Origin of the sequence: Rhodococcus sp. 5A-K4, assembly GCF_046097995.1 — a bacterium.
In the GTDB taxonomy this organism is placed as follows: Bacteria; Actinomycetota; Actinomycetes; order Mycobacteriales; family Mycobacteriaceae; genus Rhodococcus_F; species Rhodococcus_F erythropolis.
The window spans coordinates 60,748-87,179 of the sequence record NZ_JBJURM010000021.1 but is presented as its reverse complement, the minus strand read 5'-3'; the positions used below and the strand labels follow the sequence as shown (position 1 = coordinate 87,179).

At 59.6% G+C, this 26,432-nt stretch carries 27 protein-coding genes and 1 pseudogene; 11 read left to right on the top strand and 17 right to left on the bottom strand.

Translation table 11 applies throughout. The annotated features are described in order from the left end of the window. The first annotated feature begins 16 nt into the window (after nucleotides 1–16). Nucleotides 17–205, top strand: a complete 189-nt coding sequence (locus ACKAMS_RS24315) for a hypothetical protein (protein ID WP_197940530.1) — start codon at nucleotides 17–19, stop codon at nucleotides 203–205. Between the two features lie 157 nt (nucleotides 206–362). Here the strand turns inward: ACKAMS_RS24315 and ACKAMS_RS24310 are convergent, their stop codons facing one another. Further along, the gene (locus ACKAMS_RS24310; protein WP_408989669.1) at nucleotides 363–701 is read right to left on the bottom strand and encodes a hypothetical protein; all 339 of its coding nucleotides are present in this window, start codon (nucleotides 699–701) and stop codon (nucleotides 363–365) included. A 767-nt stretch (nucleotides 702–1,468) separates the two neighbouring features. Between ACKAMS_RS24310 and ACKAMS_RS24305 the strand changes: the two genes are divergently transcribed. Beyond that, a complete protein-coding gene (locus ACKAMS_RS24305) occupies nucleotides 1,469–1,633 on the top strand; it encodes a hypothetical protein (protein WP_197940532.1) in 165 nt (54 codons plus the stop codon). Between the two features lie 112 nt (nucleotides 1,634–1,745). On the opposite strand, the gene ACKAMS_RS24300 is transcribed toward ACKAMS_RS24305, so the two are convergent. The 3 genes from ACKAMS_RS24300 to ACKAMS_RS24290 all read right to left on the bottom strand — a co-directional run bounded on the left by ACKAMS_RS24300 (nucleotide 1,746) and on the right by ACKAMS_RS24290 (nucleotide 3,557). Then, on the bottom strand, nucleotides 1,746–2,183 hold the full coding sequence (locus ACKAMS_RS24300; protein WP_232252754.1) for a hypothetical protein: 438 nt from the start codon (nucleotides 2,181–2,183) through the stop codon (nucleotides 1,746–1,748). Further along, nucleotides 2,180–2,518, bottom strand: coding sequence for a hypothetical protein (locus ACKAMS_RS24295; RefSeq protein ID WP_232252755.1), 339 nt, complete (start codon nucleotides 2,516–2,518; stop codon nucleotides 2,180–2,182). The genes ACKAMS_RS24300 and ACKAMS_RS24295 overlap by 4 nt, the downstream gene beginning before the upstream one ends. Nucleotides 2,519–2,615: 97 nt before the next feature. After that, a complete protein-coding gene (locus ACKAMS_RS24290; RefSeq protein WP_408989668.1) occupies nucleotides 2,616–3,557 on the bottom strand; it encodes a hypothetical protein in 942 nt (313 codons plus the stop codon). A 118-nt stretch (nucleotides 3,558–3,675) separates the two neighbouring features. Between ACKAMS_RS24290 and ACKAMS_RS24285 the strand changes: the two genes are divergently transcribed. Then, nucleotides 3,676–3,963, top strand: a complete 288-nt coding sequence (locus ACKAMS_RS24285; protein ID WP_408989667.1) for a hypothetical protein — start codon at nucleotides 3,676–3,678, stop codon at nucleotides 3,961–3,963. 201 nt (nucleotides 3,964–4,164) lie between these two features. Here the strand turns inward: ACKAMS_RS24285 and ACKAMS_RS24280 are convergent, their stop codons facing one another. The 3 genes from ACKAMS_RS24280 to ACKAMS_RS24270 form a co-directional block, all read right to left on the bottom strand. After that, a complete protein-coding gene (locus tag ACKAMS_RS24280; RefSeq protein WP_197940534.1) occupies nucleotides 4,165–4,308 on the bottom strand; it encodes a hypothetical protein in 144 nt (47 codons plus the stop codon). A 105-nt stretch (nucleotides 4,309–4,413) separates the two neighbouring features. After that, nucleotides 4,414–5,319 carry an MFS transporter gene (locus ACKAMS_RS24275; protein ID WP_408989666.1) on the bottom strand — a complete coding sequence of 302 codons (906 nt, stop codon included), beginning with the start codon at nucleotides 5,317–5,319 and terminating at the stop codon, nucleotides 4,414–4,416. Beyond that, the gene (locus tag ACKAMS_RS24270; protein ID WP_408989682.1) at nucleotides 5,258–5,602 is read right to left on the bottom strand and encodes an MFS transporter; all 345 of its coding nucleotides are present in this window, start codon (nucleotides 5,600–5,602) and stop codon (nucleotides 5,258–5,260) included. Before ACKAMS_RS24270 ends, ACKAMS_RS24275 begins: the two co-directional genes overlap by 62 nt. 436 nt (nucleotides 5,603–6,038) lie before the next feature. Between ACKAMS_RS24270 and ACKAMS_RS24265 the strand changes: the two genes are divergently transcribed. From ACKAMS_RS24265 to ACKAMS_RS24255, 3 genes are all read left to right on the top strand, one after another. Beyond that, nucleotides 6,039–7,082, top strand: coding sequence for a type IV toxin-antitoxin system AbiEi family antitoxin domain-containing protein (locus tag ACKAMS_RS24265; protein WP_408989665.1), 1,044 nt, complete (start codon nucleotides 6,039–6,041; stop codon nucleotides 7,080–7,082). Beyond that, nucleotides 7,079–7,462 carry a nucleotidyl transferase AbiEii/AbiGii toxin family protein gene (locus ACKAMS_RS24260; protein WP_408989664.1) on the top strand — a complete coding sequence of 128 codons (384 nt, stop codon included), beginning with the start codon at nucleotides 7,079–7,081 and terminating at the stop codon, nucleotides 7,460–7,462. Before ACKAMS_RS24265 ends, ACKAMS_RS24260 begins: the two co-directional genes overlap by 4 nt. 418 nt (nucleotides 7,463–7,880) lie before the next feature. Beyond that, complete coding sequence (locus ACKAMS_RS24255) at nucleotides 7,881–8,309, top strand: hypothetical protein (protein ID WP_143542715.1); 429 nt, start codon at nucleotides 7,881–7,883, stop codon at nucleotides 8,307–8,309. Nucleotides 8,310–8,320: 11 nt separating this feature from the next. Here the strand turns inward: ACKAMS_RS24255 and ACKAMS_RS24250 are convergent, their stop codons facing one another. The 5 genes from ACKAMS_RS24250 to ACKAMS_RS24230 all read right to left on the bottom strand — a co-directional run bounded on the left by ACKAMS_RS24250 (nucleotide 8,321) and on the right by ACKAMS_RS24230 (nucleotide 12,890). Further along, the gene (locus ACKAMS_RS24250; RefSeq protein ID WP_408989663.1) at nucleotides 8,321–9,472 is read right to left on the bottom strand and encodes a hypothetical protein; all 1,152 of its coding nucleotides are present in this window, start codon (nucleotides 9,470–9,472) and stop codon (nucleotides 8,321–8,323) included. Beyond that, complete coding sequence (locus ACKAMS_RS24245) at nucleotides 9,469–10,671, bottom strand: sensor histidine kinase (RefSeq protein WP_060939878.1); 1,203 nt, start codon at nucleotides 10,669–10,671, stop codon at nucleotides 9,469–9,471. Before ACKAMS_RS24245 ends, ACKAMS_RS24250 begins: the two co-directional genes overlap by 4 nt. Further along, on the bottom strand, nucleotides 10,668–11,270 hold the full coding sequence (locus ACKAMS_RS24240) for a LuxR C-terminal-related transcriptional regulator (protein WP_235867983.1): 603 nt from the start codon (nucleotides 11,268–11,270) through the stop codon (nucleotides 10,668–10,670). Before ACKAMS_RS24240 ends, ACKAMS_RS24245 begins: the two co-directional genes overlap by 4 nt. Nucleotides 11,271–11,570: 300 nt before the next feature. Further along, nucleotides 11,571–12,230, bottom strand: a complete 660-nt coding sequence (locus tag ACKAMS_RS24235; RefSeq protein ID WP_024488159.1) for a hypothetical protein — start codon at nucleotides 12,228–12,230, stop codon at nucleotides 11,571–11,573. Nucleotides 12,231–12,530: 300 nt separating this feature from the next. Then, nucleotides 12,531–12,890 carry a hypothetical protein gene (locus ACKAMS_RS24230; protein ID WP_024488160.1) on the bottom strand — a complete coding sequence of 120 codons (360 nt, stop codon included), beginning with the start codon at nucleotides 12,888–12,890 and terminating at the stop codon, nucleotides 12,531–12,533. A 929-nt stretch (nucleotides 12,891–13,819) separates the two neighbouring features. On the opposite strand from ACKAMS_RS24230, the gene ACKAMS_RS24225 reads away from it, so the two are divergent. After that, on the top strand, nucleotides 13,820–15,655 hold the full coding sequence (locus ACKAMS_RS24225) for a cutinase family protein (protein ID WP_162267918.1): 1,836 nt from the start codon (nucleotides 13,820–13,822) through the stop codon (nucleotides 15,653–15,655). 820 nt (nucleotides 15,656–16,475) lie between these two features. Here ACKAMS_RS24225 and ACKAMS_RS24220 read toward each other — a convergent pair. Then, nucleotides 16,476–16,718: a hypothetical protein gene (locus tag ACKAMS_RS24220; protein WP_143542714.1), complete on the bottom strand. Its 243-nt coding sequence runs from the start codon at nucleotides 16,716–16,718 to the stop codon at nucleotides 16,476–16,478. Nucleotides 16,719–17,225: 507 nt separating this feature from the next. Between ACKAMS_RS24220 and ACKAMS_RS24215 the strand changes: the two genes are divergently transcribed. From ACKAMS_RS24215 to ACKAMS_RS24205, 3 genes are all read left to right on the top strand, one after another. Further along, entirely contained in the window at nucleotides 17,226–17,687 is a 462-nt protein-coding gene (locus ACKAMS_RS24215) for a hypothetical protein (protein ID WP_143542713.1), read from the top strand. A gap of 571 nt (nucleotides 17,688–18,258) precedes the next feature. Next, the gene (locus tag ACKAMS_RS24210) at nucleotides 18,259–19,020 is read left to right on the top strand and encodes a hypothetical protein (RefSeq protein ID WP_060939881.1); all 762 of its coding nucleotides are present in this window, start codon (nucleotides 18,259–18,261) and stop codon (nucleotides 19,018–19,020) included. A gap of 178 nt (nucleotides 19,021–19,198) precedes the next feature. Continuing rightward, entirely contained in the window at nucleotides 19,199–19,330 is a 132-nt protein-coding gene (locus tag ACKAMS_RS24205) for a hypothetical protein (RefSeq protein ID WP_256066028.1), read from the top strand. 376 nt (nucleotides 19,331–19,706) lie between these two features. Here the strand turns inward: ACKAMS_RS24205 and ACKAMS_RS24200 are convergent, their stop codons facing one another. Then, complete coding sequence (locus ACKAMS_RS24200; RefSeq protein WP_060939882.1) at nucleotides 19,707–20,303, bottom strand: recombinase family protein; 597 nt, start codon at nucleotides 20,301–20,303, stop codon at nucleotides 19,707–19,709. Between the two features lie 512 nt (nucleotides 20,304–20,815). Further along, complete coding sequence (locus ACKAMS_RS24195; protein WP_408989662.1) at nucleotides 20,816–21,724, bottom strand: hypothetical protein; 909 nt, start codon at nucleotides 21,722–21,724, stop codon at nucleotides 20,816–20,818. 793 nt (nucleotides 21,725–22,517) lie between these two features. Here ACKAMS_RS24195 and ACKAMS_RS24190 point away from each other — a divergent pair. Beyond that, a complete protein-coding gene (locus ACKAMS_RS24190; RefSeq protein ID WP_408989661.1) occupies nucleotides 22,518–22,877 on the top strand; it encodes an Lsr2 family protein in 360 nt (119 codons plus the stop codon). An 85-nt stretch (nucleotides 22,878–22,962) separates the two neighbouring features. Here the strand turns inward: ACKAMS_RS24190 and ACKAMS_RS24185 are convergent. Both ACKAMS_RS24185 and ACKAMS_RS24180 read right to left on the bottom strand, forming a co-directional pair. Further along, a pseudogene (locus ACKAMS_RS24185) lies at nucleotides 22,963–23,153 on the bottom strand (hypothetical protein). Nucleotides 23,154–23,354: 201 nt separating this feature from the next. Beyond that, nucleotides 23,355–26,417: a reverse transcriptase domain-containing protein gene (locus ACKAMS_RS24180; RefSeq protein WP_408989660.1), complete on the bottom strand. Its 3,063-nt coding sequence runs from the start codon at nucleotides 26,415–26,417 to the stop codon at nucleotides 23,355–23,357. Nucleotides 26,418–26,432: the final 15 nt, after the last annotated feature.

Below are 26,432 nucleotides of genomic sequence, written 5' to 3'. Positions count from 1 at the left end.
CGGCTACTATTGCGACATGGATCGTTTGGATCGCGCTGTCTCCGACTTCGATTCCGCGATGGCACGAGCGGAAGAAGCGCGGGCTGAATTGCACGCCGCGATCCTTAATGCCTTGAACGAGGGCGTAATTCAGGCCGAGATCGTCCGCCGAACTGGCTACACGCGCGAAACAATCCGCAGGTTGGCTCGCGCAGCCGGCAAGTGAACGGCTCAGAGCTGCCGGTTCCGGCGTTCTGCTTTACATGTGGCGATTCGTGCTGCGTTGGATAGTGATGTGCGGCAGTCTGATTTGGTGAGGCGGACTGGTTATTCGCGTGAGTATTTGCGGCGGATCGCGCGTGAGGTGGATGGGGAGTAACGGGTCATTTCGGCTGGGTGGTGGTTCGGTCGAGGTGGGTGAGCATGGTGATGAGCATTTCGTGTAGTGCGTCGTGTTCGGTGAGTGCTGTTGTTTTGGTGTCGCTGTCGTCGAGTGTGGTGATGAGGTTGCGGCGGGTGTTGATCGAGGTAATGAGTTCTTTGAGGTGGTTGCGGGTGAGTGGGATGTTGGTGGTGGGGAGCCAGGTTGGTGTGGTTGCGCGGAGTGTTCGTCGGTAGGCGTTGACGATGGGGTCGGCGTTGCCTTTGTTGGTGTAGATGGTGTGTAGGGCGTCGAAGTCGTCGGGGTCGAGGGTGACGATGTGTTCGATTCGTCGTGTCATGGTTGTGTGCCTTCCGGTGTGGGTTGGGGTAGTTAAGCGGGGTTGGTGGGGTTTTGTCGCCGACCCCTGCACGGGGTCGGGTGTGTCGGGTGTTGGTGTGGGGTTAGTTAATGCGGGTGTTGTGGGGGCGGCAAGGACGTTTCGCACGCGGTCGGGCGTGTCGTGTGGTTGGTGTTGTCGGGGGTAGTGAATCTGGGTTGGTTGTTTTTTCACAACGTGACCTGTGGATAACTTTGTGTTTTTCCTGGTTGTGTGCTTTTTGGGCTTGGACGACACCGCTTACGTCCGCGCCGTTAACGCCCAGATCATGCGCAGCGGCGGCCTGCGCCCGGTTAGCTTCGCACCGAGGACCAGCAGATCGGCGTCCGCACTCGGCACGGGCGGCACACGCCTCCCGCGTTGACCGAGGACGGGCTACAACGGCTCAATACCTCGCTGAACTGCGAGGATGTGACCGAACTGCGCTGGATCTGTTCGTCGAGCTCGTGAAAGCTGTGGCGGGGCATCCCGGCAGGCCGAAGATGCAGGTTCGAATCCTTCGGGGGTTAGCAGCACCACGCACGAAGATCAGCGCTCGTACTCCCACATCACTCTGACCAAGGGAAATAAGATGGCATCCTCTGCGGTTATCAGTATCGTTGCCCACATTGACCGTGGCCTGCGCTTGATCCCCGGTCTGACCACACCCTCGTCGAGGGTCGACCGAGAGGCTCTCCGCGTCTCGTAGGAATAGACCACCTGCCTGCACAACCAGAAGGGAGCCGGCCATGGTCACCAAGAAGAGGACTGATGCGACCACGCCGGCCTCCCCGGAACAGTTGCGGGCCCGCCTCGAGTTGCGTCGGTCGTCGGCCGCGTCCAAGCATGTGCCTGCCCCTCGCAAGGGCACGCGCCGCAAGCAGCGTGCCCGCGCCATCGCGGCAGGATGGTAGAGGCAGAGAGGCGCCAGTCCCCGGCGACACAATCGACCACGAATCCGCGTCTGACTCCATGTCAGATGCGGGTTCTTCTTTTTTGTACGGTCGACTGTGACCATTGCCGTGGTTACAGTCGGCGAAAACCTTTGGGGAGATGGATGTCCGGTCGTTCGGTTGGCAGTCCTGCTGCTGCGCGGATGCTTCGGATGTCGTCGCCTGTTAACGGTGTGGACGGATCCTTCTGGATGACGATCGTTCCGTCCCTGTGCGGCAGAACCTCCACGCTGGGCGGGAGCTGTGTTTCGTCGATCGGCAACTCGGGGTCGAAGTACGTGCAGCTACCGATGATCGCGTCGCCCGGTACGTTGCGCTGAGGCGATGATTCGGTTCGGCGGTAGAGCACGGTGACGCGAGAGTCCCAGATGTCGGTTAGCCCTTGGACGAGCTTCAACGACAGCGCAATCAGTGATTCGTTGGCAAAGGTACATACGAATGCGCCGGACCCTGAGGTGCCCCCGAAACCGATAACGACTCTGACGTCGCCGGCATCTGAATACAGGGTCATCTGTTGCGGAAGCGAGAGCGGGTACACACCGCCGGTGGCGTGGGGGAGTGCCTGCGCTCGACCAATGCGGCTTCGATCGATTTTTCCGTCGGGGGTACGAGGATCTGACGGATATTCGACCCCAGGGCCTGTTCGACCCCGGCGCCGTCGGGGAGTGGATCCCCGACGGTTTGGTAAAAGTCGACGTCGAAGACCGGATCCAGCTCTCGAAGGAGCTGTAGAGACCGGGTCGCCAAGACTGCGGTGACCGATTCGGCTTCGGGCGGGCGCTTCCGCCCGATGACGTTCACAGTCAATCCAGACATCGGATTGCGGCGCAAAGATGAGGCAGGCACGGTCATCCCGTTCGAAGACGATCGACGAATCGGGACAGGCTCTGGCGTTACACCGGGCAACCCAGGCGCTGCCCGCACCGCCAGGATGTCGCCGCAGCTAACGTCTTATCTGCCAGTCGATTTCGCCATCGGTGACAGATGACAGCCACATGCGATCGAAGGCGGTCTCACCCGCCAGGCTGTCGGCGAGGTCCGTCAGCATGGCACTGATAGACACCCACTTGGGGCCGTCCTCGTCGCTCGAGTCGCGGCTGTATTCGGTAACGCACCCGTGCATCGGACCCGGGCGGGTGTCGACGAACCAGAAGTATCCATCCAATCCAGCGAACGGAATGTACTCGTCGATGAAGGAGTAGGCAGGTGTTCCCGCGGGGTGCGCTGACGCATTCGCGTCGACCATCTCGGGTTCTTCGGCTGCCAAGCCCGCCCAGACCTTGACCATCGATCGGCGTGCATCGTGGATCTGTTCGACGGTCAGCAATGCGTTCAGCGGCAGTAGCCGATAGGGCGCACCGGAATACAGCGTCAGAAACTCGACGAGCTCGTCCGGCCAACCGTCGGTGCCCCTCAACTCCTGTGGCGGCACACGATTGTCAGCCGGGTAGTCCGTGTTGACTGTCAGCCAGGCTTCGATGTCGTGCCACGCCTCGCGTACCGAGCCTGCGGGCGTCGGGCTCAGTGTCGGAATGGCGTCGATCTCGCGTCGACGGCGCTCACGTTCGGCATCGGCGGCGGCTTCGGCATCGTAGGCGGCGGTGATTCGAGCGACGATATCGTCGACGCTGAGCTCCGGGTCGATGATGCCCTGGACCTGGACGTAATTTCGGTTCACGTGGAGTGCGGTGCGGTCGATGAACGTGCCCGGCTCTTGGGCCATGTAGGCCCGGGCTTTGACGACCATGTCATGCAGGGCGGCCTCGTGGGTCTGCGAGCGCCCAGCCAGAGGCACCGGACGATTGTCTGCCGTGAAGACGCTGATGCGCCAGGTGAATTCGCCGACGGCGTCGCCGTCAGGCCACTCCGATGAAACGATGGTCACTGAACTTCTCCTGGTCTCTGTCAAATCCGGCGTTTCAATTCAATCCGGCGTTTCAATTCTATGGTGACGACGCTATCCGCCGAACTGAACGTGGTCGCGACCATGGAAGGATGCGGAGATGCGTACGTTGATCGCAGCGGGGGCTGCAACCTTCTTGATTGGTGGTCTTATCTGCGTTGGCTTCGTGCTGTGGTGGCTCGGGCAACCGACTCAATGTACTTCGTACGCACCTCTGACATCGCAGATCACGGATCCGGCCAACTTACCTACGATCTCCCTCTGCCCTGGCAGTGACGAGAGCCCGACGCTGTATCTCATCGTCGGGCCACTGGCCAGCGCTGCGGTCGGAGCGCTCACCGGGTTCGCTGTCTGGCGCAGCGGAGTTCACATGTCGCGCACCCGGTAATCTTTACCCTTCTCACTACCGACCTCGCGGCCTTGCGCTGAAGCGGCATGTGCTTCGCAAAGGCGCGAACCCACATTCACCACGCATGACGCGACGCAGTGCAAATCGCAGCGGCAAGGCCCAGCTACGCCACCACCCACCAGCATCTGCTGCTCGAACAGGGCGACGGGGATCTGCGAATGTTCACCCATCACCAGGGATCTAGGGGAGTTCAGCGGCCTCGTCGTCTGTCAGTTCGATCTCTTGCCCGTTGTCGCCAAGCCAGTAGTAGTCCCGTTGTCCGTCGGTTGGATTTGTGCGCTTAACGATCGTGTAGGTAGCTCCGTTTTGGATCTTTACTGTCATGCAGCGAAGCTACCTCGCTGAGATCGGCCAGTCTGGCGACGGAGTACCGGAACGGCGACGCCTGCCCGGCGGCCGATGTCCTGGGCGGTCATCGGGATGCGTGGATCACGCTGGATGACGATCGTTCCGTCCCTGTGCGGCAGAATCTTCAGTCTTAGTAGTTCGATGGCGTCGTCGGCGGGGTGTCGAGATCGCTAGTGCGAGAACGCCGAGCGTGGATAGAGCCGATCCTGCTGTGAGGCTTATTGTCGCGGTGGTGAATTGAGCGATCAATCCGGCTCGGGCGTTGCCGAGTTCGGGGCCGGCGATCTCGACGATGTGGTCGAGAGCGCTGATCCGCCCCCGGTGGGTGTCGGCTATTTCTCGCTGAACAATCACTCCTCGGGCGACCACGCTGACGGTATCTGCCGCGCCGGCGATGGCCAGAACACCGAGGGCCGCAGCCAGGTGCGGGGCGGCGGCGAGTGCCAACAAGGAGAACGCCCAGATCAAAGCAGCTCCGAACATCAGTGCCGCCGGCCGGCGGGAGTGCGCGAAGTATTTGGACGCTGCGCCCGCCAGGATGCCGCCGAGCGCCAGAGCGGCGAACATCAGGCTCAACGTGTACGTCTGACCGCCGAAACGTTCGGAGTTCAGAGCCGGGAACAGGGCGGTGGGCATGGCGAGGATCGTGGCATTGAGATCGACCAAGAACGCCCTGCGTAAGGCCGGTGTTCGCCATCCGATGCGCAGGCCGCTCAGCAGGCCGTCAGAGGTGCGTCGTGGTCGCGGGGTGCGGGGCTGTGGAGGCGTGCGCGGTAGGCGGAAGATTCCATAGACAGCCGAGGCTGCCAGTGCTGTCGCGAGCGCGAAGCACCCCGCGACCCCGTGTGTGGCGGCGACGATTCCGCCGATTGCCGGTCCGAGCAGCACGCTGAGTTGAAAGGAGGTTGCGGTTAGCGCCAACCCTCTACCCCATGTATCGACTGGTAGGGCGGTGACGACCAAGGCCTTGCGGGCTGGAGAACCCACCGATGATGCGGCGATCGATTCGGTCGGCGAGCATGCCACCGACAAGTGCGAACACGATGATCGGCACCGATTTAGCGAGACCGAGAATCCCCATCCACAACACACTGCCGGTGGCGTCCCATATCGCTATGACGGCAGCGAAGGAGGCAACCTGGGCCGCGATCGCAGTGAGCGTGGTGCTCGTCCAGAGCTTGCGAAACATTTGCGACTGCACCAGCGGCGAGGGGCGCCGCGCCGGAGTGCCCCGAGGACGGTGTCGTCTTTTCCTCGGCCGTCGAGACATGGCGTTTGGCATCTATGGTCTCCGATATCGCTTGCGCGAGAACGAGACCAATCTGCACTGACACTAGGAGCCCGGGCAGGAATGATCCCGGGCCTCGCTGGGTTGTCAGCTGGAAAGGGCGCGCCGGGTATCCGGCGCTGCTGTGCACATTTGAATCGTGACCATGGTCAATGACAGTAACAATGTCCGTGCGCGTGCGTCGGTTGAGCACCACACCAGCGGGTGACGCCCCGTGGGTGGGCAGGAATGCCCGGATGCGTCCGTCTACGTGAGTACGTCGAGTGGGATCGGTCGGCCAAAACATTGGTTCGCGCCAGGTGCGGTTCGGTAGGAGTTCTGGCGATGTGGAAATTCTCCGAAGCGTGCTGCAATAGTTACACGCATAGATGTAACTTTTGCAGATTTGTGGATATTTAACGCTGGTATAGTGGTGCATATGTCCAGCGATACCCGCATTCTCGACCTTGCTGACCTGTCGTCGGAGCAGTGGGGTCTGTTCACCATGGCTCAAGCAAAGGAGCTGGGGTTCTCTGCGCAGCAGGTCGCTCGCATGGCTAAGGCTGGAACGGTGGAGCGGATCCGCCATGGTGTCTATCGGATCGGTGGGGCGCCGAGTGTTCCGTCCGAGCGGCTGCGGGCTGCGTGGATGATGATCGAGCCCGGTGCCACTGCTGGTGAGAGGCTGCGTGACGGGTCTCCGGCTGTGGTGACGCACAGGTCTGCTGCGTGGCTTCACGGCCTTGGTGACGTGGATGCGGATGTGATGGAGTTCGCGACGTCGAAGCGGCGGCAGTCTCGTCTTTCCGATGTTCGGTATCGCGTTGCGTCCTATGAGCCGGATGCGTGGACGCTCGAGGATGGGCTGCCGGTTACGACGGTGCTGATGACGATCGTCGATCTCGCCGCGGGGCATCTGGACGGTGGGCATCTGGCGGGCATTGTTCGTGACGCTGTTGTCACCAATCGTGTGGATTCGGAGAGCGTGAGTGAGGCGCTGCGGCCGTTTGCGCATATGTACGGGGTTCGTCTGGGCGATGGTGAAGCTCTTCTGAGTCGCTTCCTGGAGGAGGCGGGGATTCCTCAGTCCACGCGTGCGCTGGGGCAGCGTCTGGCTGGTCAGGGGGTGCTTGATCTCCCGAACTCCGCGTTCATGGATATTCCGGCGCTGCAAAGTCTGCGAGATACGGTGGCTCTGATGGATTCTCCGGCGATGCAGAGTTTTCGGGATTCGCTGGCGCTGGTCAATTCTCCGGCGATGCACAGTGTTCGTAATGCGGAGGGGTGGATCCATTCTCCTGCCATGCAGAGCTTTCGGGATGCTGCGCTGGTCAATTCTGAGGCGATGCAGAGCATTTGGGATGCGGCGGCGCTGATGAATTCTCCGGCGATGCAGAGTCTTCGGGACGCGGCAGCTGCTGTGGATATGCCCGTGGCCGAGGCTGCTCGGAAGGTCGCCGACGGTCAGCGGCGCGCGCAGTGACGCGAGGTCGAGGAGCTGCGGCGTTCAAGCGGTCGCTGTCGGACCGGCTGAAGAAGGAGTCCACACTTCGGGGGCGCCAGTTCGAGCATTTGCGGCGGGAGTTCTATCTGCAGCGGTTTTTGGCGCGGATCTTCTCGCAGCCGGAGGGGCGGTGGTTGCTCAAGGGTGGGGCGTCGCTGTTGGTGCGGCTCCCAGATGCACGGTACAGCCAGGATATCGACCTTCTGCATACTGCTGCGGGCCTGGAGGAGGCAGTCGAAGATCTTCGGGCGGCCGCCGATTTTAGTGAACTTGATCCACTTAGCTTCGTGATACGCGATGAGCCTGTCGCGATGACTGGTGGCGTCGATGGCGCGAAACTGAAGAGACGGCAAAAGTAGGGGCACACGCCGTCGTGAATAAGTAAATCAACGACCAGATACTCTTTACCCTTACGTAAGAGAGCGCAGGGTCGAGCAGGTGTGTGCTGAGTGAGCCCGATGGCGAGGTCGACTGTCCATCCGATTCCTCCGGGAACTTGCCCTCGAATGCCAGAAGAAATTGGTGCCTTATCCGATGCCTTGGGCAACGCCACCACGGGTATGCCTCAAAGTGAATACGGTAGTGCGCTAGGGTTATCGGCTGTTACTTCACTGATGCAGATTCCGCGCTACCGTCAGGACCAAACCCCGTATTTGTCAATCAGAGGGGTGCCACGTTTTCTCTACGGTCGACGATGCAGTTAATGGAGGCATCCCCTCGCCGCACCACTGCGGACTGGTCCAGGATGGATAATGAATTTAAGTAGAGGAGATATTCATGACGCGAAGTAGCTCGGTCGGCGCCCTTGCTGTTGGTGCTCTGATGTTTGGCGTGGTGTTGCTCACCGGATGTGGGAACGAAAACTCTACTGAGTCCAGCGCCACGCGCTTCGAGCGTCTTTGCAGCCAGTTCTGCAAAGACGGCGAAGAACTTGCCGACATCAGGTGCACGAAGGCACACGGCAGTAACTGCTTGGCTGTAGTGGAGGATAAAGCCGATTTTGCGCATAGGATTACTCAAGTCGGTATCGCCGCAGGTTCGGTTCAGGGCCAGGCTCTCACTGTCAGCGAATCAGCACAGGCTTTTGAGAACGCCGGGTGTGGGATGAGTTCGATGTCAACGGGTTCCGCGAACTACTGCAAGAGCAGCTTGTCGACCTTCGAGGCTTCCTTCAACGAGCTCCTCGACAGACTCAACCAGCGGTAGTCCGAATCCGATCACGGCTCGTCCAGCGCGTCGTCGCCTCCGCGAGTGGTCCCCTCTGCCCGATTCGAGAGGAGCGACGCGGTGGCCAGATCGATGAGCGTGTCGGGGGCAAGGAGGGCGAGTCCGTCCTGCCCGTATTCGCTGCGGGTGGTGTCGTCGCTGCGTCGGTGCAGGATGGTCAGCAGGGTATCGCGTTGTGGGGGAGACACTCTGACGGTGAGTGTGCCGTCGGCGGCTTCGGTGAGCGCTGTGAGGACTGCAGTGATGATCTGTTCGCGGACGGGGTCTGCGGTCTGGTCCATGCCGTGGTCGTCGAGCAGGATGACGTCGACTCCCCGTGCACGTGCTGCCCTGGCTGCGGCGGCGATGGCGGCGGTGTCGAGAATGGGGGCTCGGAGGGTGTCGCGTAGGTGCGCTTCGAGGAGGGTGCACGCCAGTTGTTGCTCGTCGGTGATGTCCTCGTCTGTGGCGAGGTGTTGGAGGAGGGGGCGGGCCAAGTTGTCGAGTCGTCGCAGTTGTTGGTCGCGTTCGTCGAGGATTGCGGTGTCGGCGGCTTCGGCGGCGACGCGGATGATGGTTTGTTCGCGCAGTGCGAAGATGTCGCGGGCGGCGGGACGGATGGTCCAGGCGAAGAACGTCGCCATCAACAGTGGGGCGAGGTTGATGGCGGAGATTCCGATGCCGTAGCCGGCGCTTTGTCCGGTTCGTTGCGCCCACCAGGCGCAACTCGCCAAGGTGGCGGTCATCCCGAGCCATGCCCACCAAGTCCGTCCGCGGACACACATATAGGTGTAGATCGCGGTCGCGGCGGAGAGAGGCCAGAGTTGTAATAGACCGTCGATCGGGATCGGTACGACCGCGAACACCAGATTGAGGCTGATCGGTCCCGCCAGCATCAGCGCAAGAGTTGTCCGATACGGCAGAGGATCACCGGCGGTCCGGATGAGGGTGACCGCGGCGGCACTGACCACAATCCAAGCTGATGTTTCGGCCCACAACGACTTTGCTGTGGGGGCTGTGGTGAGCGCGAGGAGAAGGAACGTCGCGATGAACGCGCCGACGACTACAGCGGCTGCAGTGGTGCGCAGCCCGAGGAGTTCGCGGACATCGCGGGTGTCGGAGGTGTGATGGTTCGCGCTCGATGCGGTGCGGTCGTCGGTCATGGCGCCGTCCATTCGATGTGCACGGTGGTGCCGCGTCCGGGCCGCGAGTCCACCCGCGCTGATCCACCGGCGATGGGTCGCATTCGTCCGAGGATGCTGACGGCGATGCCCAGGCGGTGTGGGGGGATCGAGGCGTGGTCGAATCCGACGCCGTCGTCGGCGATGGTGATGGCGATGCTGTCGGCCTGTAAGGCGGCGGTGACTGTTCGGGTGGCCCGTGGTCCGGCGTGGAGGTGACTGTTGCGCAGTGCTTCGGAGAGCGCACCGCTCATGGACCGGACGATGCTCACGGGAATCCGCAAGGTTTCTGCAGTCTCGGTGCCGGTTACGACGAACGAGGCGTTGGGGTCGATATCGACTGTAGCGGTGCGTAGTTGGGCGAGGGTCTCGTCGAGGCCGATGGACTGATCGGGATCGCTGACGGTGTGCAGTTCGTCGAGTTCACGCAAGGTCGTTGAGGCGAGGGCACGGACATTGTGTCGGTGCACAGGCCGGGAGGCGGTCAGGAGGGTGGCGATCACTCCGTCGTGGATGAGGGCGTCGAAGCGTTCGCGTTCGACGGCGCGGGCCCGTTGGGCGGCAGCGCTTGCGGCGGCGGCGCGGGTGGACTCGGTCGTGGTGTCGAGCAATCGGCCGGTGCGTAGTGCCATCGCGGCGCCGCCGACGAACAGGGTGCAGAACATGATCGCGAACGTGATGTCCGGTACGAGCATCGACGCTGATGCGTTGACTCGGGCGGCGAGGTTGATCATTTGCACTGTGGTACAGCCGATCACGAGATGGATAAAGGCAACGCTCGTCGGCCAGGCGATGACGCCGGCGAGGCTGGCCAGGCCGGGGAAGGCTGCCAGCCATACGCCGTCATCGCCTGGCAGTTGGGCCCCGGTCCATGCCAGGGGCCAGGTGAACGCGGCCGCGAGGAAGACCAGTGCGGCCACGGCGGCCGCCGAGCGCATCGCTGCGGTGCTGCGGCGGAAGGAGAGCAGGCCGGGCAGCATGCCGGATCCGAATACGGTCAGCACAGCGAGAGGTGTCCACCATCGATGCATGTGCGGCGTCGTCGTAATGATCGAGGGGTACAGCAGTGCGAGGTAGGCGAGGTAGCCGACGCTGGTGAAGCGGGCGAACATGCGCAGGATGCGATCGGTGTTCTCCTGGCCGACACCCGTCGCGGGGGACAGCACGGCCGGGCCGGTCATCGCAGTCCGCGTTCGGGGACCGGAAGCCACCCGTCTTCGACGGCGCGTTTGTAGAGGTCGGTTTTGGTGTTCGCGGGGCGCCCGGCGTCGGCGTATTTGGCGCGGATACGGCCGAGGTAGTCGTTGACGGTGTGGGTGGTCAATCCGGTCAGGCGAGCCACGCGGTCGGCCTTTTCCCCGGAGGCGTAGAGGGCGAGCACATCACGCTGGCGCGGGCTGAGATCGACCTCGGCCAAATGGGGGTCACCATCGACGGCAGCGGCCCACTCCGTGGTCACGACAGGTTCGCCCGCGGCGGCGGCGATGATCGCTGCCACGACGACATCGACGGTCTCGGATTTGCGCACCACACCGAGAACCCCGGCCTTGGCCGCCAAACGCACGAGGTACGGGTTCTCGGCGCCGGTGAAGATGAGGGTTTCCAGACCCGCGGCGCGGAGCTCGTCGACGTTGGTTTTCGGGGACGATCCGTCTGCGAGGCGTAGGTCGAGGATCGCCAGATCCAACGCGACCTCCTGCGCGAGTAGTGCGGAGACGGTGGGTGCTGAGGCGCACACGGACAGGGACGGGTACGGGGCGAGCATCGCCTCGAGGCCCATGACGACCGCCTCATGGTCCTCGACGACACCGATGCGGTGGACCGTGTCGGTGGGGGAGTAGGAGGGGGTATCGGTCACGTGGTGGACTCCGCTGCGCGTGTGAACAGGATCGACAGAACATAGCAGGGAGTTCGGAACGGGAAGTCGGTTTGCGGGTGTTCTCAGGCGCAGTGCACAGCGCGGGACCATTCGCTGATATGTCAGGCATCTGGTCCGCCACGAGCGCGGATGGGCAGGTCGAGACGGGAATGGATTCAGTCACGACAGTGGGTGCCGGTGATGATGTCTGCTTCTCGTCGGTCACATCCTGATGATCGCGCCGGCGACGGGCGTGTCGGCGAGGTAGGCGTTCGGTGCGAGCGATCGAACGGCGTCGGCGATGTCGCGGCGGAGGCGCTCGATCGTTTCGCCGGCGACCAGGACGCCGTGCTGCGAGTGCGCGGAGACGAAGTCGAGGCGCCCACTTGCACGTGAGGCATTGTCTTGAAGGGAGATAACTGCAGTGAACAAGTCGGGCGCTGCGACCGAGCCGAACCGCACACTGATCCGCCGGTCGGTGTTCTCGATCAGGTACAGGCCGAAGTGTTGGGCCGAGGGCCCAGGACCAGGCTGCAGTGTGTGAAGGAGATGCTCCCGGATCAGGGCGCTGCGGACGGGCGCCGAGAACAGCAATGCATGATCGAGCGCGAATCGGCCGTACCCCGAGACAGACTCGGCGGCAGGGCTTTCGGATCCACCGGTATGTCGGTCGGCGAATGCGCGCAGGCTGTCCCAGGTGGTGTTCTTCTTGCGCATCCGATCCGAGACAAACCACACCGTGAGGCCGAGGGCGGTCAGCAAGAGCATCCACGCGATGTCGTCGTTGTAGAAACCGGTGATCCCTTTGACGCCGACAATCAGAATCGGAACAGCTCCGATGGCCCGGACGACGAGATACGGTCTGATGCCGGTGGCGTTCATGCGGTGATCCTCACCCCGTTGTGGACAGTACAGCGATGCCGAAAACCTGGGGCGGCTCAGCGTTCGCACGTCATCGTTCGACCGTAGAACGGGTAGAAGTCGGCCGCGAGACAGCAGAATTGGGGGCACAGTACGTGCATGCGCCTCTGACCGACATTGTCACCGAATGTAAACGGCCGTAAGGTCCGCGCACCTGCCTCCGACGGTGACAGGCCGAGCGCATGTTGGCACGGCGGCCGTGCAATCGTGACACGTGCTCGGCGCCCTTTCAAAGAAGAGGATTGAGGGCGCAGTAGTCGGTCAGGGAACGATCCACAGTCCGGCGCCGGGGAGAACGGTGATCGGGCTTCCGGCGCCGCTGGTGGTGACGGTGGCAACCAGGACACCGGAACCGGTGATCGCTGTTCCCCCGGTAGCGGGTAGCCCGAACCACAAGTTCGAGGTGCCTGCAACGCCGGTAGTCAAGTTGCGCCAGTGGACCATGCACGCACAGATGCCTTCGGTGCCACGGAATTCGGTGATTCCGGGCCGTTCGGTGTCGGTGGTGGCCGTGACATGCTGCCCGACCAGAGGCCCACCGAGCCCGGTCGGGCCGGTGGCGAGGCCGGCGACCGGGATGGGCAGCACAGTGTCGACGGGTCCCGCCGAAGCGCGGGACATGCTTGTGACGACCGCAGTTACAAGGATCGCCAGAACGACGATCCCTACTCTTCGGCAGAGAGCGACCCGTCGGGTCGACCGTGCGAGTGAGAGAGGAACGTCGTGTGACGCCGACGACGGCAGAGGGGAAATTCCTACCCGGCGATGATATTTCATGCGGTCCTCCCGAGAGATGAGACGCGGGGTGCACGTGCACGCCGAGTGGTTTCGTCAGTCCCAGCGCACACACTGTTCGGACTGGCCTCGAGTGCACATCGCGCAAACACAAGTTCGTCACAGTGTGTACCAGTAGTTACCCCGTTTCAGGCCCCGACAACCACGACACGAAGACGCCCGCCATCGAGCAGTCGAGCGCGCGACTCGGCGCGCGTCGAGACTTTCATCCGACATAGGACGAACCCAGTTGCTCCCATGCACGAGATCGGGCAACAGATGCCTCGTCGCTCGGCCGCTGACTCTTCGCGGCGCCAGCGATGAGTGTGTGGTCGACGGATGCTGACAGCGACTACGGCGCATACACATTCGGTGATACGAGCGGGGGACAGCTTCCAGGGACGCCCCTTCGGGAGGCGTCCGCATCGTCGTGTACGCCGGAAGATATCGCACGGGGGCGTGTATGGGGAGACCACAGAATTGGGGGCATGCGCGAGGGGTGGGCTGTCGACTGAGATACATCTGATTAGGTGACGCTAACGAGGTACGAAAACACTCCGGAACCGGCACACCGCTACGCCCGACCGTACCGAAACATTCGACAAGTCCGCTCTGCGGCGAAACAGCGCATATGACTTGACCCCGCACCTCACTGCGCAGGTGCATCGACGGCAGTGAAGGGACGACGAGAACACATGACGACGCGACTGCACCAGCGGCCCGCTCCCGGGCGCACCAGATTCGGGCCCGGGCGGCGAAGAAATACTGTGATTGCTGTGCTGAGCTTGTTGGTGGCGATGGCCACGATCTCGGTACCGGCAGCGCAGGCACAAGAATTACGGCAGTCGAGTGTGTTGTTCGTGGTCGACACCTCGGGATCGATGTCGGGATCCCCACTGACGCAAGCGAAAGAGGCGCTGCGCGCCGGGATCGACGCGCTCGCTCCCGGCCAGGCGGCCGGGCTGCGTAGTTTCAGCGGCAGCTGCGGCGACGGTGGCCGGTTGTTGGTTCCTGTCGCCACCGACAACAAAGACCAACTCAATGCCGCGACAACGCAACTCTCCGCCGACGGCGGTACCCCCACACCGGACGCCCTGCGGGCAGCAGCGCGTGACCTGCCGGCCAGCGGGGACCGCACCATCGTGTTGATCAGCGACGGACAGAGCAGTTGCGGAAACCCCTGTGCCGTTGCCCAAGAGATCAAGAACGATCTCGGTGTCGACTTCCGCGTCCATGCCGTCGGGTTCAACGCCCCGACCAATGCCGAGAGCGAGCTGAGCTGCATCGCCAATGCCACCGGCGGGCAGTACTTCACCGCCACCAATACCGACGAGCTCGCCGCAGCCATCTCCGCGGCAGTGGAAACGACCAACCCCGCCGAATGCGATGACGTGTACTTCGTCGGCGTCCGCGGCTCCGGCGAAGACCAGGACAAGACGCTCGAACAGTACGAGTCCTCCACTTTCGATCCTGTCTACACCAAAGATTCCGGCCCCAACGCCCGCACCACGGGGATGGGGGAACCGGTGAAAGCCGTCTTCAACGAACTGCACCATCAGGGCGAATCCGGCACCCCAGATATCGCATCGATGCAGGCCCGGGCGATCCGCTATCCCGCGATCCCGGTCAATCTCCTCGACCTCTCCTACATCGACCGGTACCAACGATCCGTCGCGGTCGGTGCCGACAACCTCGCCAAGGAACTGCGGCTGATCGCCTCGCACTGCCATCAGGCGTCCGTGGTGCTCGCCGGCTATTCCCAGGGCGCCGACGTGATCAACAAGACGATGGGCAACGCCCACCGCAGCGGTGAGACGTCGCTGTTCACGCAGGTGAAGAAGATCGTCGTCATCGGCGATCCCTCTCATCAACCCAACCGCGCCGAAAACGTCGGGGGATGGAACAAGCTGGGCTCGACGAACGGCTCCGGTGCCTCGGTCTCGGCGTCGATCGCTGACCCTGATGCACTGAAATTCAAGGATGCTCACGCCGGACTTGTGTCCTCGATCTGCATGATCGGTGATCTGGTGTGTGATACCAGTTCTTTGGCCGTTCACGAAGCGATTGCGTCGAAATTCGGATCGCAGACCATGACCCACACCCTGTACTCGGCATTGTCGATGCAATGCCCGGCAGTGAGCAACGCCTGGCAGTACGGCACCGACTGCAGTGGTCAAATACTGTTCAACTCTTTGGGGCACACCGCGGTGGCACGTTCACACGGCGGGCTCAGTGCCGATCAGGTTGTCGTGCAGTCCGGTACACACCTGTGGGCCGGGTTCGTCGCCATTCGCGGCGCCGTGGGACAGGTGACGAAGGTGGGCAAGTTCGTCGGAACGCTGTTCTCCGATCCGGTCGAGGTCGGCACGTTCGAGGTCAACGACGACGGCGTGGCGATCCTCGACTTCGTCGTTCCGAATGTTCCTGCCGGTGAGCATCATCTGGAACTGCGCGGCGACGACGGCAGCGTGTACCGACTACCGATCCTCGTCACTGATACGCCGGCTACCGATGGACCCTTAGGGTATGTCGTCGACGGCTCGACGGTGCACGTTCCCAGCGGCTCCGGGACGGGAAGCGTCGGCAGCTCTGGCAGTATCTTCGGGAGCTGACGAACAACCTTCGTGTCAGCGATCGTTGTCCCGGTGCTGCAAAAGGTACCGGGACAACAGTCGTCTCCGTCTGACGCATCCCACCCCCGGAATCGCGCTGGCGGGGCACTCAGACGCGAGAGCGATCCATGGCAGCGCCCACCGCCCGGCGAAGCGGGAGGTGCATGTGGGACAGGTCCGGGAGGCGGGCGTCCCGCCTCCCGTCGAGTGACCAGCCGGTCGACGGGCGCCCACAGGAAACATAACTGCGAAACCCACTACTGCACAAAGGTTCCCCGATTTCTGAGGTGTGTCAGGCGCGCCGACGGTGCCAGAGATGCCCGTGGAGTGATGCGATCGGTGCGCGGCGGTCATCTGTTCTTACCTCGTATGGGAACCCCTGCCGAGCGACATGTCGCCCGCGTTTAACGGGCGTGAAGGCCTGGCTTCGATCGACAGGCTGGTATGTCCCGGTTCCGATCGGCAATGGTCCTCTCCGCGTTACTGCACTCGTTGTAGCCGTCCATTTTTCGCGGGCGATGAGCGTGTTCGCGGTCTGGGCTCCCGATGCGCAGTGGGCAGGAGGAACAGCGGGGCGGGCCTGGTGGTGTTCACCGCGGTGGGAGGCGTCGGTGTCGGGGCGGTAGGCGGCGCACTTGTACAGAGTGTGCGATGGTGCTCGTGCAGGAGGTGACGCTCTCGTGGTGGGATCCAGGGTCCTTCGTAGACGAGGAGGTCGCATTCTCGGCATTGGGTTCGGAAGTAGCCTTCGCTCATCGATCGGGTTCCTTTCGTTATTTCTCGGCGACGAGTCTCTGCCGGCGCGTCGGGCCGCCGACGTTCACGATTGCGGTGGGAAACCGTAGCGTTGCCGGATCTGGGTGAGCGCCGCGATGTCTTCATCGTTGACCTGCTTCGCGGTCGCCCAGGCGAGGCTGTCGGCGTAGTCGCGTCGACGCTGGTGATGTTCCTCGGGCGTGAGCGCCGTCGCGGCAGTGTGAGGGTCCGTGCAGTTCGATTCGGTGTTCTCGAATTGCGCGAGGTACGCGGCGAGGATGGCGGCGTCACGGCGAAATCTACTCACCACTGCTGCCTCACCTCGGCCTGGCAGCAGTCGTACCGTCTCCACGACGTACCGGAGGGAAGTTCTATTTCAGGCATGGGACGTGAGACTCCATTCGGTCCCGACCTGATGAAGACAGGTGCAATCTTTGATCAATCGGACTTTAGCATCACATCACCGGGGATCAGTTATCCACAAGCTATTGGTTGGGCGGTGGCAGCGTTTCCAGAACCCTGGGTCGAGATTTTCAGGCAAGCGTGGTTGGGCAGATACGAGCATCGCGCGTGGACAACCATGCAGTTACCGGTGTCGAGTTCGAACAGACGGACTTTCACCGCACACCCGTATCGTTCGCCCCCCCATTTTTGGGGTCTCGGCAAGCTCTGACGTGCGTATTACGGTCGAGCAGTCGAGTGGACGACCCATCAGACGACCCCACCAGAGTGGCCTCGGCAGCCCCCACTGACGCCGGTTCGGCCGTCACCGATCTGCAGAGAAAAGGGACAAACTATGCATCTTCGAAAGTTCATGACAACAACTGCAGCGATCGCCGCGACGACAATTGCCGGAGCTGCAGTCGCGTCGGCCGACGTGGTCATCCCCCAGACCCCGACCGTCCAGACAAGCATCGCCGGTGACACGTTCAGCGCTACTGTCACCAACACCAACACGATCAATTCGCACTGCGGCCTGACTGTGCTGACCGCCGACCTTGCACCAACAACTGTTTTCCCCGCCGGTTTCGATATCGGCACCTCGAACTGGGACACCCACCCTGATCCCGTGTTGCCCGGTGACACCAAGACGTACACCGTCGATGACCTTGCCGCGGGCACGTATGTCTTCTACGCCGGATGCACGACGACGGAGAACGAAAACTCCGAATGGGTGAACTCGATGGTGCAGGCGGACACGTTCACCATTACCGCGACAACGGGGGAAGAGGGAGGACCGGGCGGTTCCCTCGGAAATCTCTTCGGGTCGTCCTGACCCCACCTTGCCGTGTGAAACGGAACTGCGGCGTACGGAAACGGACACCGATGGTCAGCAGGGCGGTGTGTCCGGAACGCTACGGCCTGTTCCGGGTCGTAGGGTCGATGGCGTCGCCGTGTTCTCGACTCAACCCCGAGAGGATGGCGCCGGGGCTTGCCGGTCTCACGCATGAGCGTTGACGGCCCTGTTTGGTGCGCTGGCTTCTGTCATGGTTGTCAGTGCGCCAGGGCTCCACCGGCGAAGTCTCACTCCCTTTCCGGTGGAGCCCCTTTTCGTTCGGTCGTGTCTCGGACGACGATTCCCGCCAATGGCGAAAGGTTGGAGTCGGGGTCATCGCGGCGCGGGCCGGCTCCGGTGAACGCAGAACCGCGCTGACGAACGCCAATGGACACACTATCCCATTCTATGAGAATTGGAACCACGGCCCGAAAACTGAAACACGTTACCGAACAACGGTTTCCGGTTGTGTGTGAATTACGGTCACGCGATAGTTAAACATTCACAAACCGGACAGTCTGTGCTAGTTTTTTGCTGATCTTTGCATTCCTTATCGAGAGGTTCAACTCGTATGTCCACCACTGCTCGCCGCGCCGGAATCGTCGCCGCACTCGTCAGCTCCGCAGCTCTGGTCGCCCCCGCTTTCGCCGGCGCGCTGCCCACTGGTTCTCTCGGCTCGAACGAGGCGGCGCCGGGCTTCACGTGCGATGCGACCTCCACCGAAACCAGCACTAACGGGTGGGGGATCCCGTTCGAGGACGAGAAGGACCAGACTGCCTCGTACTCGGCCGAGAACGTTCTTGACGAGGACGGCTCCCTGAAGCTGGAGGTCGACGGCGTCGAAGAGCGCTCCGTGTCGTATCACTCGGCGGGCGGTGTGAAGCTTGCCGACATCCTCGACACCGAAATCGGCTTCGCCGAGCGCGCGGAGACGGCGAAGGCATCGTTCCAGCTGCGTCTGAGCGGCACCACCGGCGGAAAGTTCACCGACACCGGCTTCACCACCCTCGTGTGGGTTCCGGGAGTCACCGCACCGGACACCACCGACGGAGCCGTCCATGTCAGCCTTCAGGATGGCGAATGGTGGAGCACCCAGAACATCGACGGCGCAAAGGACTTCGCGCGCGTGAGCCTCGACGCCATCGCCGAAGCGCAGCCGAATGCTGTCGTCGACCACTACGGCATCAGTATCGGCCGCGGCTCGGCCGCAACCTCCACTCTCGTGGATGCGGTGACGTTCAACGGTTGCACCACCAACTTCGCCAAGAAGGACGCCGAGACTGAGACCGGCACCGGCTCGCTCGGCAATCTCGGCAACATCTTCGGCAGCTAGGGAAACGGCCGGGGCATGACATTCGGTGGGTGCGGTAGCGGTCACGAACGGCCACCGCCCGGCGAACTGGTAGCCCCAAGCCGAAGAAGGGGGCGGAGCCCGGTGCATCCGGGGTCTGCCCCCTTCTTGCTCCGCTGTTGGTCACTACCGTTCAATCAATAATTTCTGAGGAGTTTTCATGGGATCGTTCGACACCGCATCGCTGAGCACCGAATCGCTCGAGGATCTCAATCTCGGCAAGGTCAGCGAACTGCTCAAGCTCGGCATCACCGCCGTCTCGTTCATCACCGCCCTGAACTCGCTCAGCTGAGCATCAGTTTCGGGCTGACACGAACGAAATGCCGCTGAAGTGTGGGCTCGGCAGGAACTGCTCCCGCCGCGCTGGATCCGAACTCGACGGTCCCGCGCGCAGGGAGCAGTTGTCGAGCAGATGGATCTCAGAGGCGCAGAAGCGGTCATTGCCGATCGGGTGCCGGCAATCGGATTGTGCGAATATCCACGGCCGGAAGATATTCCAGCTTTCCGGTGCACACCTCGGCCGAGGCTGAAGCGCATGCTCTGCGGATCGGCGCTCTGTCGGTGGTCGAGACCCTCGCGTAGCTCCGTGACTCTCGGAATTATTTGGCACAGAGCGCTCGATAAACAGGTCGCGGCCGTGGAAATGCTGGATCGACTGACGGGCGAGATCAGAGTGCCGGAAGTCTTCCTGCATCCCGTTCGGTGCGTGCCAACTCGATGTTTGCGTACAGTGCTGAACGCTTCAAACCTGTGTTCCTACACAGTGTTTCGATCTTGAACTGCCCGGTCTCGTACGTTTGCAACAGGTACGCACGCTCTTCCGGGGTGAGCTTGTGCTGACGACCTTTCATCTTGCCAGCCGCCGCGGCCGCGGCCACAGCGTCCCGCGTTCTGCTCCGGATCAGGTCTGATTCGAATTCGGCCATCAGCCCGAGGACGCCGATGAACATTTTTCCCATCGGATCGGTCGGGTCGTAGATCTTCCCGTCGATCGACAACGCCACACCCTTGTCCGCCAGTCGCCCCACAGTCTCGTGAAGGTCCTTCGCTGATCGGGAGAGCCTGTCGAGTTTGGTCACGCAGAAGACGTCGCCTTCGCGGGCGGCGTTGATCGCATTGTCGAGTCCGGGTCGCTGTGTCTGCCGGCCACTGATTCCGTGATCGACGTAGACCCGGTCTCGGCCGACGCCTTCCTTGGCAAGAAGTTCGACCTGAATCGACGAATCCTGAGCCGCCGTACTCACACGCGCGTAGCCGATCTTCATTCCACTCCCGATTTTTGCCGTTCACGACGTCCAGTGGACGAATCGTCCGTTAGAAACTATGCCATATCGGATTATTTCAACGGACAGCAAAATGGACGGAACGCGCAGAAATTTCCCCAGGTGAATCGCACGTAGGAGCGTGTTCGAGATCGTCCGGTATGACGATGGTCAAAACGCACACCCGAACCCGCAGGAAAGCGCTCAGCGGACTTTCGAAGTTACGGATCGCGAAGAAGTTCACCGAAGTCCGACGCATAGACACCTTCGGTGTGTCGTCTCCGAGACCTGAGTCGAGCGCACCAACCGGAAGAGAAAACCGCGCGAATACTGCGATAAATGTTACTTATCGTAGTATTCCGATTCCGGCAACGACATCGATCGCCCCGCGACCCAGATTCCGCGCTGCGGCGGGGGACCGTGGTCCGAGAGAGCGAGAAACGCAACAGGAATTCTGAGCAAAGAGAGGATCCGTGCGTGTCGCGATCCTTGGATCTATGGGGTTGCGATGGTATCTAGGGACTCCCACCGAAGCTGCTTGCAGGGTTGTTTCCGGTACGTGCTTGCTCTATGCGGGTAAATGAGGGTGCGAGCATAACTTGCAGAACCGCTGGAGTGAACGTGCTCGTGTTGAGTAGCACCTCGCTTGGCCCCGCTTTGAGATAGACGATCGCTTCGATCGTCGTTGTCGTCCTGCGCGTGAGGGCATTGATGACACTGGCTGCAAGGATGCCCTCAACCGCGCCCTTGACACCGAAGCCTCCGCCGATCAGTCCTGCATCGGTGGTAATGGTCGTGGCGCCGCTCCCGGAAATCTGTACGAAGTCGACGGATTCGTACTGGACCGTCTGCACGACCTCATAGCTACCCGTTGTCATGAGGGAATAGACCAGTATGTGGCGAGCGGCGAATTCGAGTTTGCATCCGATTCCCGGCGCCAGGGGTGGAACCCCTGCCGCGGCGATGGTGACGCCGCCGAGAATTCGGCGATCGGGGTCGGCGACCTCAGCCTGTGGAAGTGCGATCTGAGAGGCGACTGCGCCTGCGCGGACGCTATTGCGTTCCCAGCGTCGCCAACTGCTCGTACGTCGACATGTGAGGCACTGGACCTTCCGTCCGTACAGAGACCCGTGAATATGAACGAGTCGCGTGCACTGAGGACAGTTTCGCAAGTGGTAGTCGCCACCGCATGCGTAGCAGTGGTAGCCGTTGTCGTGTTGACCAGCGATGACACCCGCACCGCATTGAATGCAGATAATCGCGACCTGCGACGGAGAGGGCTGCTCCTGTTCGACGCCGTGACCCTGCTGACGGTCGTGGCGCGGCTTCAGATCGTCGACTCCGTGGACGTGCTCAGTGACAACACCGCCCTCGATACGGAGGAATTCGGGCTCGGATCGGTCGAACAGATGTTGCTTGCTCATGGCGTAAGCTCTCTCAGCGAGATGGGGCAGTAGCCTCGCGCTTTTACGCTGATTCAGCGTGAACACGAGTCGTGAACAAAGAATGGCACCCTGACCAGGGATAATTTGACGTGCGGAGGTTAAATTCGTTCGAGATTAGGGTGCGCCATTCAGGTGGACAAGTCTATGTCGACGTACCCTCTGCTGTGTCGAAATCACGGTAGGAGCGTCGTGTTGTCGAAAGCCTGGGCGATCATGCTGTTGAGGACTGATGAGAAGGTGGGCCTGACAGCGGCACTATCTGAGGCGACATAAGCTTCAATCCAACGAGACAAAACTCTGAAACCAGCACCCACCGATTCACGCATCGACTGCTCATTGCAGATGTCGGATCGTGATCTTCGGAGGGGATGGGGTGTCCGGGAGATGCGACGTAACGGATTCGTGGTGGGAAGAAAGGCTGGCCCTGCCGAAGATGAGGGGCAGGGATCTGCGCATAGCTAAAAGGGGCGATGTTCCGTAACTTGTCGGAATTCAAATAATGAACCATCGATATTGGACATGAGTTTCGGAACATGCGTCGCCCCAGTTTGCCGAAAATCGTTCCCTCCGTTCATAAATGGGCCGTTTATGAAACATCGTTCGGCGACACAGAAAATCGAGGCCGATCGACTGCCGAGGCCACCACGGGCTCGTCCGAGGCCGCCGGCAGGTGGGTAGTCGGCGTGGCGTCGGTAGGAGTGTCCCGAATTATCGGATACCGCGAATAATATGAACTGGACATAATCCCACACACAACGAAGAGGATTTCCCTGTGGCCGAAATATTTATTCGTCAACTCATCGACGATCTCGACGGAAAACCCATCGACACCGGACTAGGCCACGAGGTCACTTTCTCCTATCAAGGTGCCGATTATCGAATTGACCTTCGACCCGGAAATGCCGACAAGATCGAAGCGGCATTCGCCCCATATATCAAGGTCGCAGAGAAGATCCCCTCTGCCGGCAAGGCCCGCACACAAACGCCGACTGCGACCAAAAAATTGGGATCGGATCGATCCGCTGAGCAACTGAAAGAAATCCGGGAATGGGCCGGCAAGGACGGTTTCGACGTCGGCGCGAAAGGGCGGATCAAAGCCGACGTCATCGATGCATTCGACGCCGCACATTAAGGTACTGAACAGCATCTTTTTCCACTGACATCTAGTGTGTAGCGCACCTGCATTCAGGGATTCTTTCTCGGCGAGACGGAAATATTCAGGCGAGTTCAAGACCGCCCTCGGCGGCGAAGACCAAACGGCCGTCGTCGAGGGCGATCGCCCACCGCACCACCGCCGCCCAATCCCGCCCCAGTTCAGAGCTGCCGATGACAGTGTCAGTAAAGTCCTCGACCACAACCCCGACCTGCGACGCGGTATCAACGACCGCGATCCGGCGGTCGGGATCACCGTGACCCGGGAACCGACAGCAATGAGATCGGTATCTCTGCCTGTATATCGGGCATCGCCGTTATACAGGCAGAGATACCGACAGACACCTTCATTGCCCGAGATATCCGGAACCGATCGACTGCCGAGACCGCCGTTATCATGCATAGGATCAGACCGCCTATTACAGTCTCTCGTCACTAACGTCCATACCCGGAATAACTAGGGGCTCGTACGGCCTTTTCCACTGCGAGGCAGCGATCGCCTTGCAGACGAGAGTGAGAATCCGTCCGGTACTGGTTTAAATGGGCCCGCGGGTGATCGGTGATGAGATTGGAATTGGCGCAGTGCATCGATATCTATTTCGCCTACAACTATGTAATCGTGGGCCCCGCCCTTGACCTTCACGATATCGCGCTTCCACGTGTCACTGTATGGTGCACGTATACGACTATCGCCGTATGCTCCATCGTTGCATTGAATGATATAAGCATGAATATCCAGTGAGGCGGATTCAACTAAGGAAACAAATGTCGTAATGTCCTGATTCCATTCGGGGACAAATAGGGCATCAATCTTTCCTCGGAGATTCGATCGATAATCAATATTGGTGAGTTCGCTACATATTAACATTGCGAAGGAAAAGTTTCCGATTTGAATTACAGTTGGGGTATCTGTTTTCGTATATGGTTCGAGCCTTAATCCTGCAAACGAATGTAATGTCTGCTCTTCGTGGAGTGCTGGCCGCTGCTTATCCTGTCTTACTACCATCGTGGACGGGAATCCGAGTCCATTATGCCTCAGTGCTGCCCAAACCTGATTGTGGACAACCTTCTCCCCTCTCTTGTTTTCAGCATGAAAATATTCCATGCCGCTTATCAAGTTTATGCCTCTGTCGTGCAATTTCTGCACAATTCTAATGAACCATTTTGAAGGTAGGGCTAGCTCAGGTAGAACCAGGTAATCAACGCCCCCCCTGGCGATAACCTCATTTATAAGAGAATTCAGTCGTCTGTATCGGTCCACGTCCGGATCTGCAAGCTTCATAGCCGCAGCCGTCCAACTATCATATTCAGTTTTCCAACTGCTAATTGCGATCTTCTTTTTCGCTGTGTTAGAAATCGGTTGAATATTTAGAGTGTGAGGATCAGATTTTCTTATCTCTGGCATGGTGCCTGTTGGTTTCCATCCACGTAGCGCCGCGATAACTTTGACTAAGTCGATGTTGGATTCTTTGCTGAATGGTGATTTTGCAACTATAAAAAGTTCAGCAAAGCTGAATGGGCGGGTTGGAAATGCTACACCTGAATGAAAGTTTTCCGAATCACCTAGTGTCCAGTTGGACAAGGTTTCCAATCCTTCGATGGATTCCTCCGGCAGCAATTGATTAAGGTCTATCAAGCTGAGAGGTATTGGTGATCCAGGGGCGGGATCGGTGGTCTCTTTGTATATCCCTCGACTTGAAACAAATTCCTCAGGTAGTTTGGAGAATCTGAACGGAACATGCGCAAGGTCGCGGCAAAACAGACTATTACGGTCCGCTTCGGACTTTTGTATTGAAAAATTTTGAAAACTTAATTTTCCCAACAAGGGGGTTTTTATATAGATGTTCCATTTTTTAATATCGTCTTTTGTTAATTGTCCTGGAAACGCTGAGGCGATATTTTCGTATATGCTACTGTATAATCTGTTCGTCCATTCCTCGATGACAGATTTTTTGTCAATATTTCGGGACTCATCGGCATTTACCGAAATTCTGCAGCTGGAAGAAATCTCACCAATGATCCTCGTAACTGATCTTATTATAGCGCCAAGTTCCTCGAAGTCCTTGCAGCTGGTGGCTAGTTGAATAATTCGAGGAAGGTATCCTGCCAAGTCGAAGAAGTTGGGCAGAACAAGAACATGATCTATATATGCTCGATAAAAAGAATGACGGTGATCAGGCCAATCTTTAGGTTCTAGATCCCGCTCGTACGCTTCGATATCCCTGAGCTTTAATGCAAACCCTGCTCGTCTCATCGAAAGTGAATCGGTTTTCCTAAGATTGTCTGCTGATTCTCCATCAAATTGCGTAGCTGCAACCATATCGGTTGCCACCTTTGCTGGATCTCTAGGTAGCTCAGGAAGGCAACGCCACTCGCTTGCTCGTTCGTGAATCGATGACCTTATCGAAGATATGAGAACCTTGCCAGATTCTCCTTCGAGGAAGAATACTTTATTCTTTTTGTTTGAGAATATTATATTGCTCTCTAGGAGATAATCGGCACGATATCGTACAGCTTCGGTTTCTGATTTAGATTTGGATGGGACCTCAACCTCGACTTTGGATCTATCCCAACTTAATTTCTCTCCGGATCTGGCAAATATCCAATCCCAAACTTGTGAATGAGTGGTCATGTTTGAACGATTCTCAAGCACGAGAATTATGTCGTCAACATATCGACCATAGTAGAGTGGAACAATTTCATTTTCGATGGTTCGATCTAGTTCTATCAGAGCCATATTGGCGATTACCGCAGATGCTGGAAGACCTACCGGGAGTCCTCGTAGCAGTCCGGTTTCCTTTGCCCAAGCCTGGATCGACCTTATGAATGTACGGTTTATTTTTTCTTCTAAAGGGGATAGGTTAAGTCCCAGTATTTTCTCGATAAAGTTATTGTCGATCATGAAATGTGAGTCAAGTTCATGGTAAAATGATGAAACATCGGCTGTTATAGCAACTATATCTTTATCTGTATTTAGTGCTTCCGTCATGGTAGCAAGTCCATCGTCGCGCCACTTTCCAAAAGGTGCGATGTATGGATTGAAAGAGCCAAGAGATAGATCCTCTATGGTGTTTGGCGCAGCCTTTCGGAGCCTGTTTCCATATGAAGAAGAATTTAGACATTTGTCAAATTTACGTCCGACTCGCATCATCCATAATGTGGAGAGTATGTGAAAATCTATGCTACACATAGCGGATAGGCGAAAAATGGCTTCCGGTGGTTCGTTCTCACCTTCTAGAAATATTTTCCAAGAACGTGCAGGGTTTGAACGGATTACGGAACCGGCGTCAGACAGTTTGAATTCTAGGCTCTTTGGGGAGAAAGTTCGACCACCGAGGAAGTCTGGATCTTCGACCCAATCATCGGAGTCGAGATTTAACTTAATGAGAAGAGACTGCAGATTCTGAAGAAGATTTTCCTCGTACTCTGCCATTTTTATAATAGGAGGATTGGAGCTGTAGTATAAATCAACTTTGGCCATTCGGTAAGCCGTTCCGAGGTCTTTAAGAGTAAAGTTCATTTTCCTTCTTTGCTG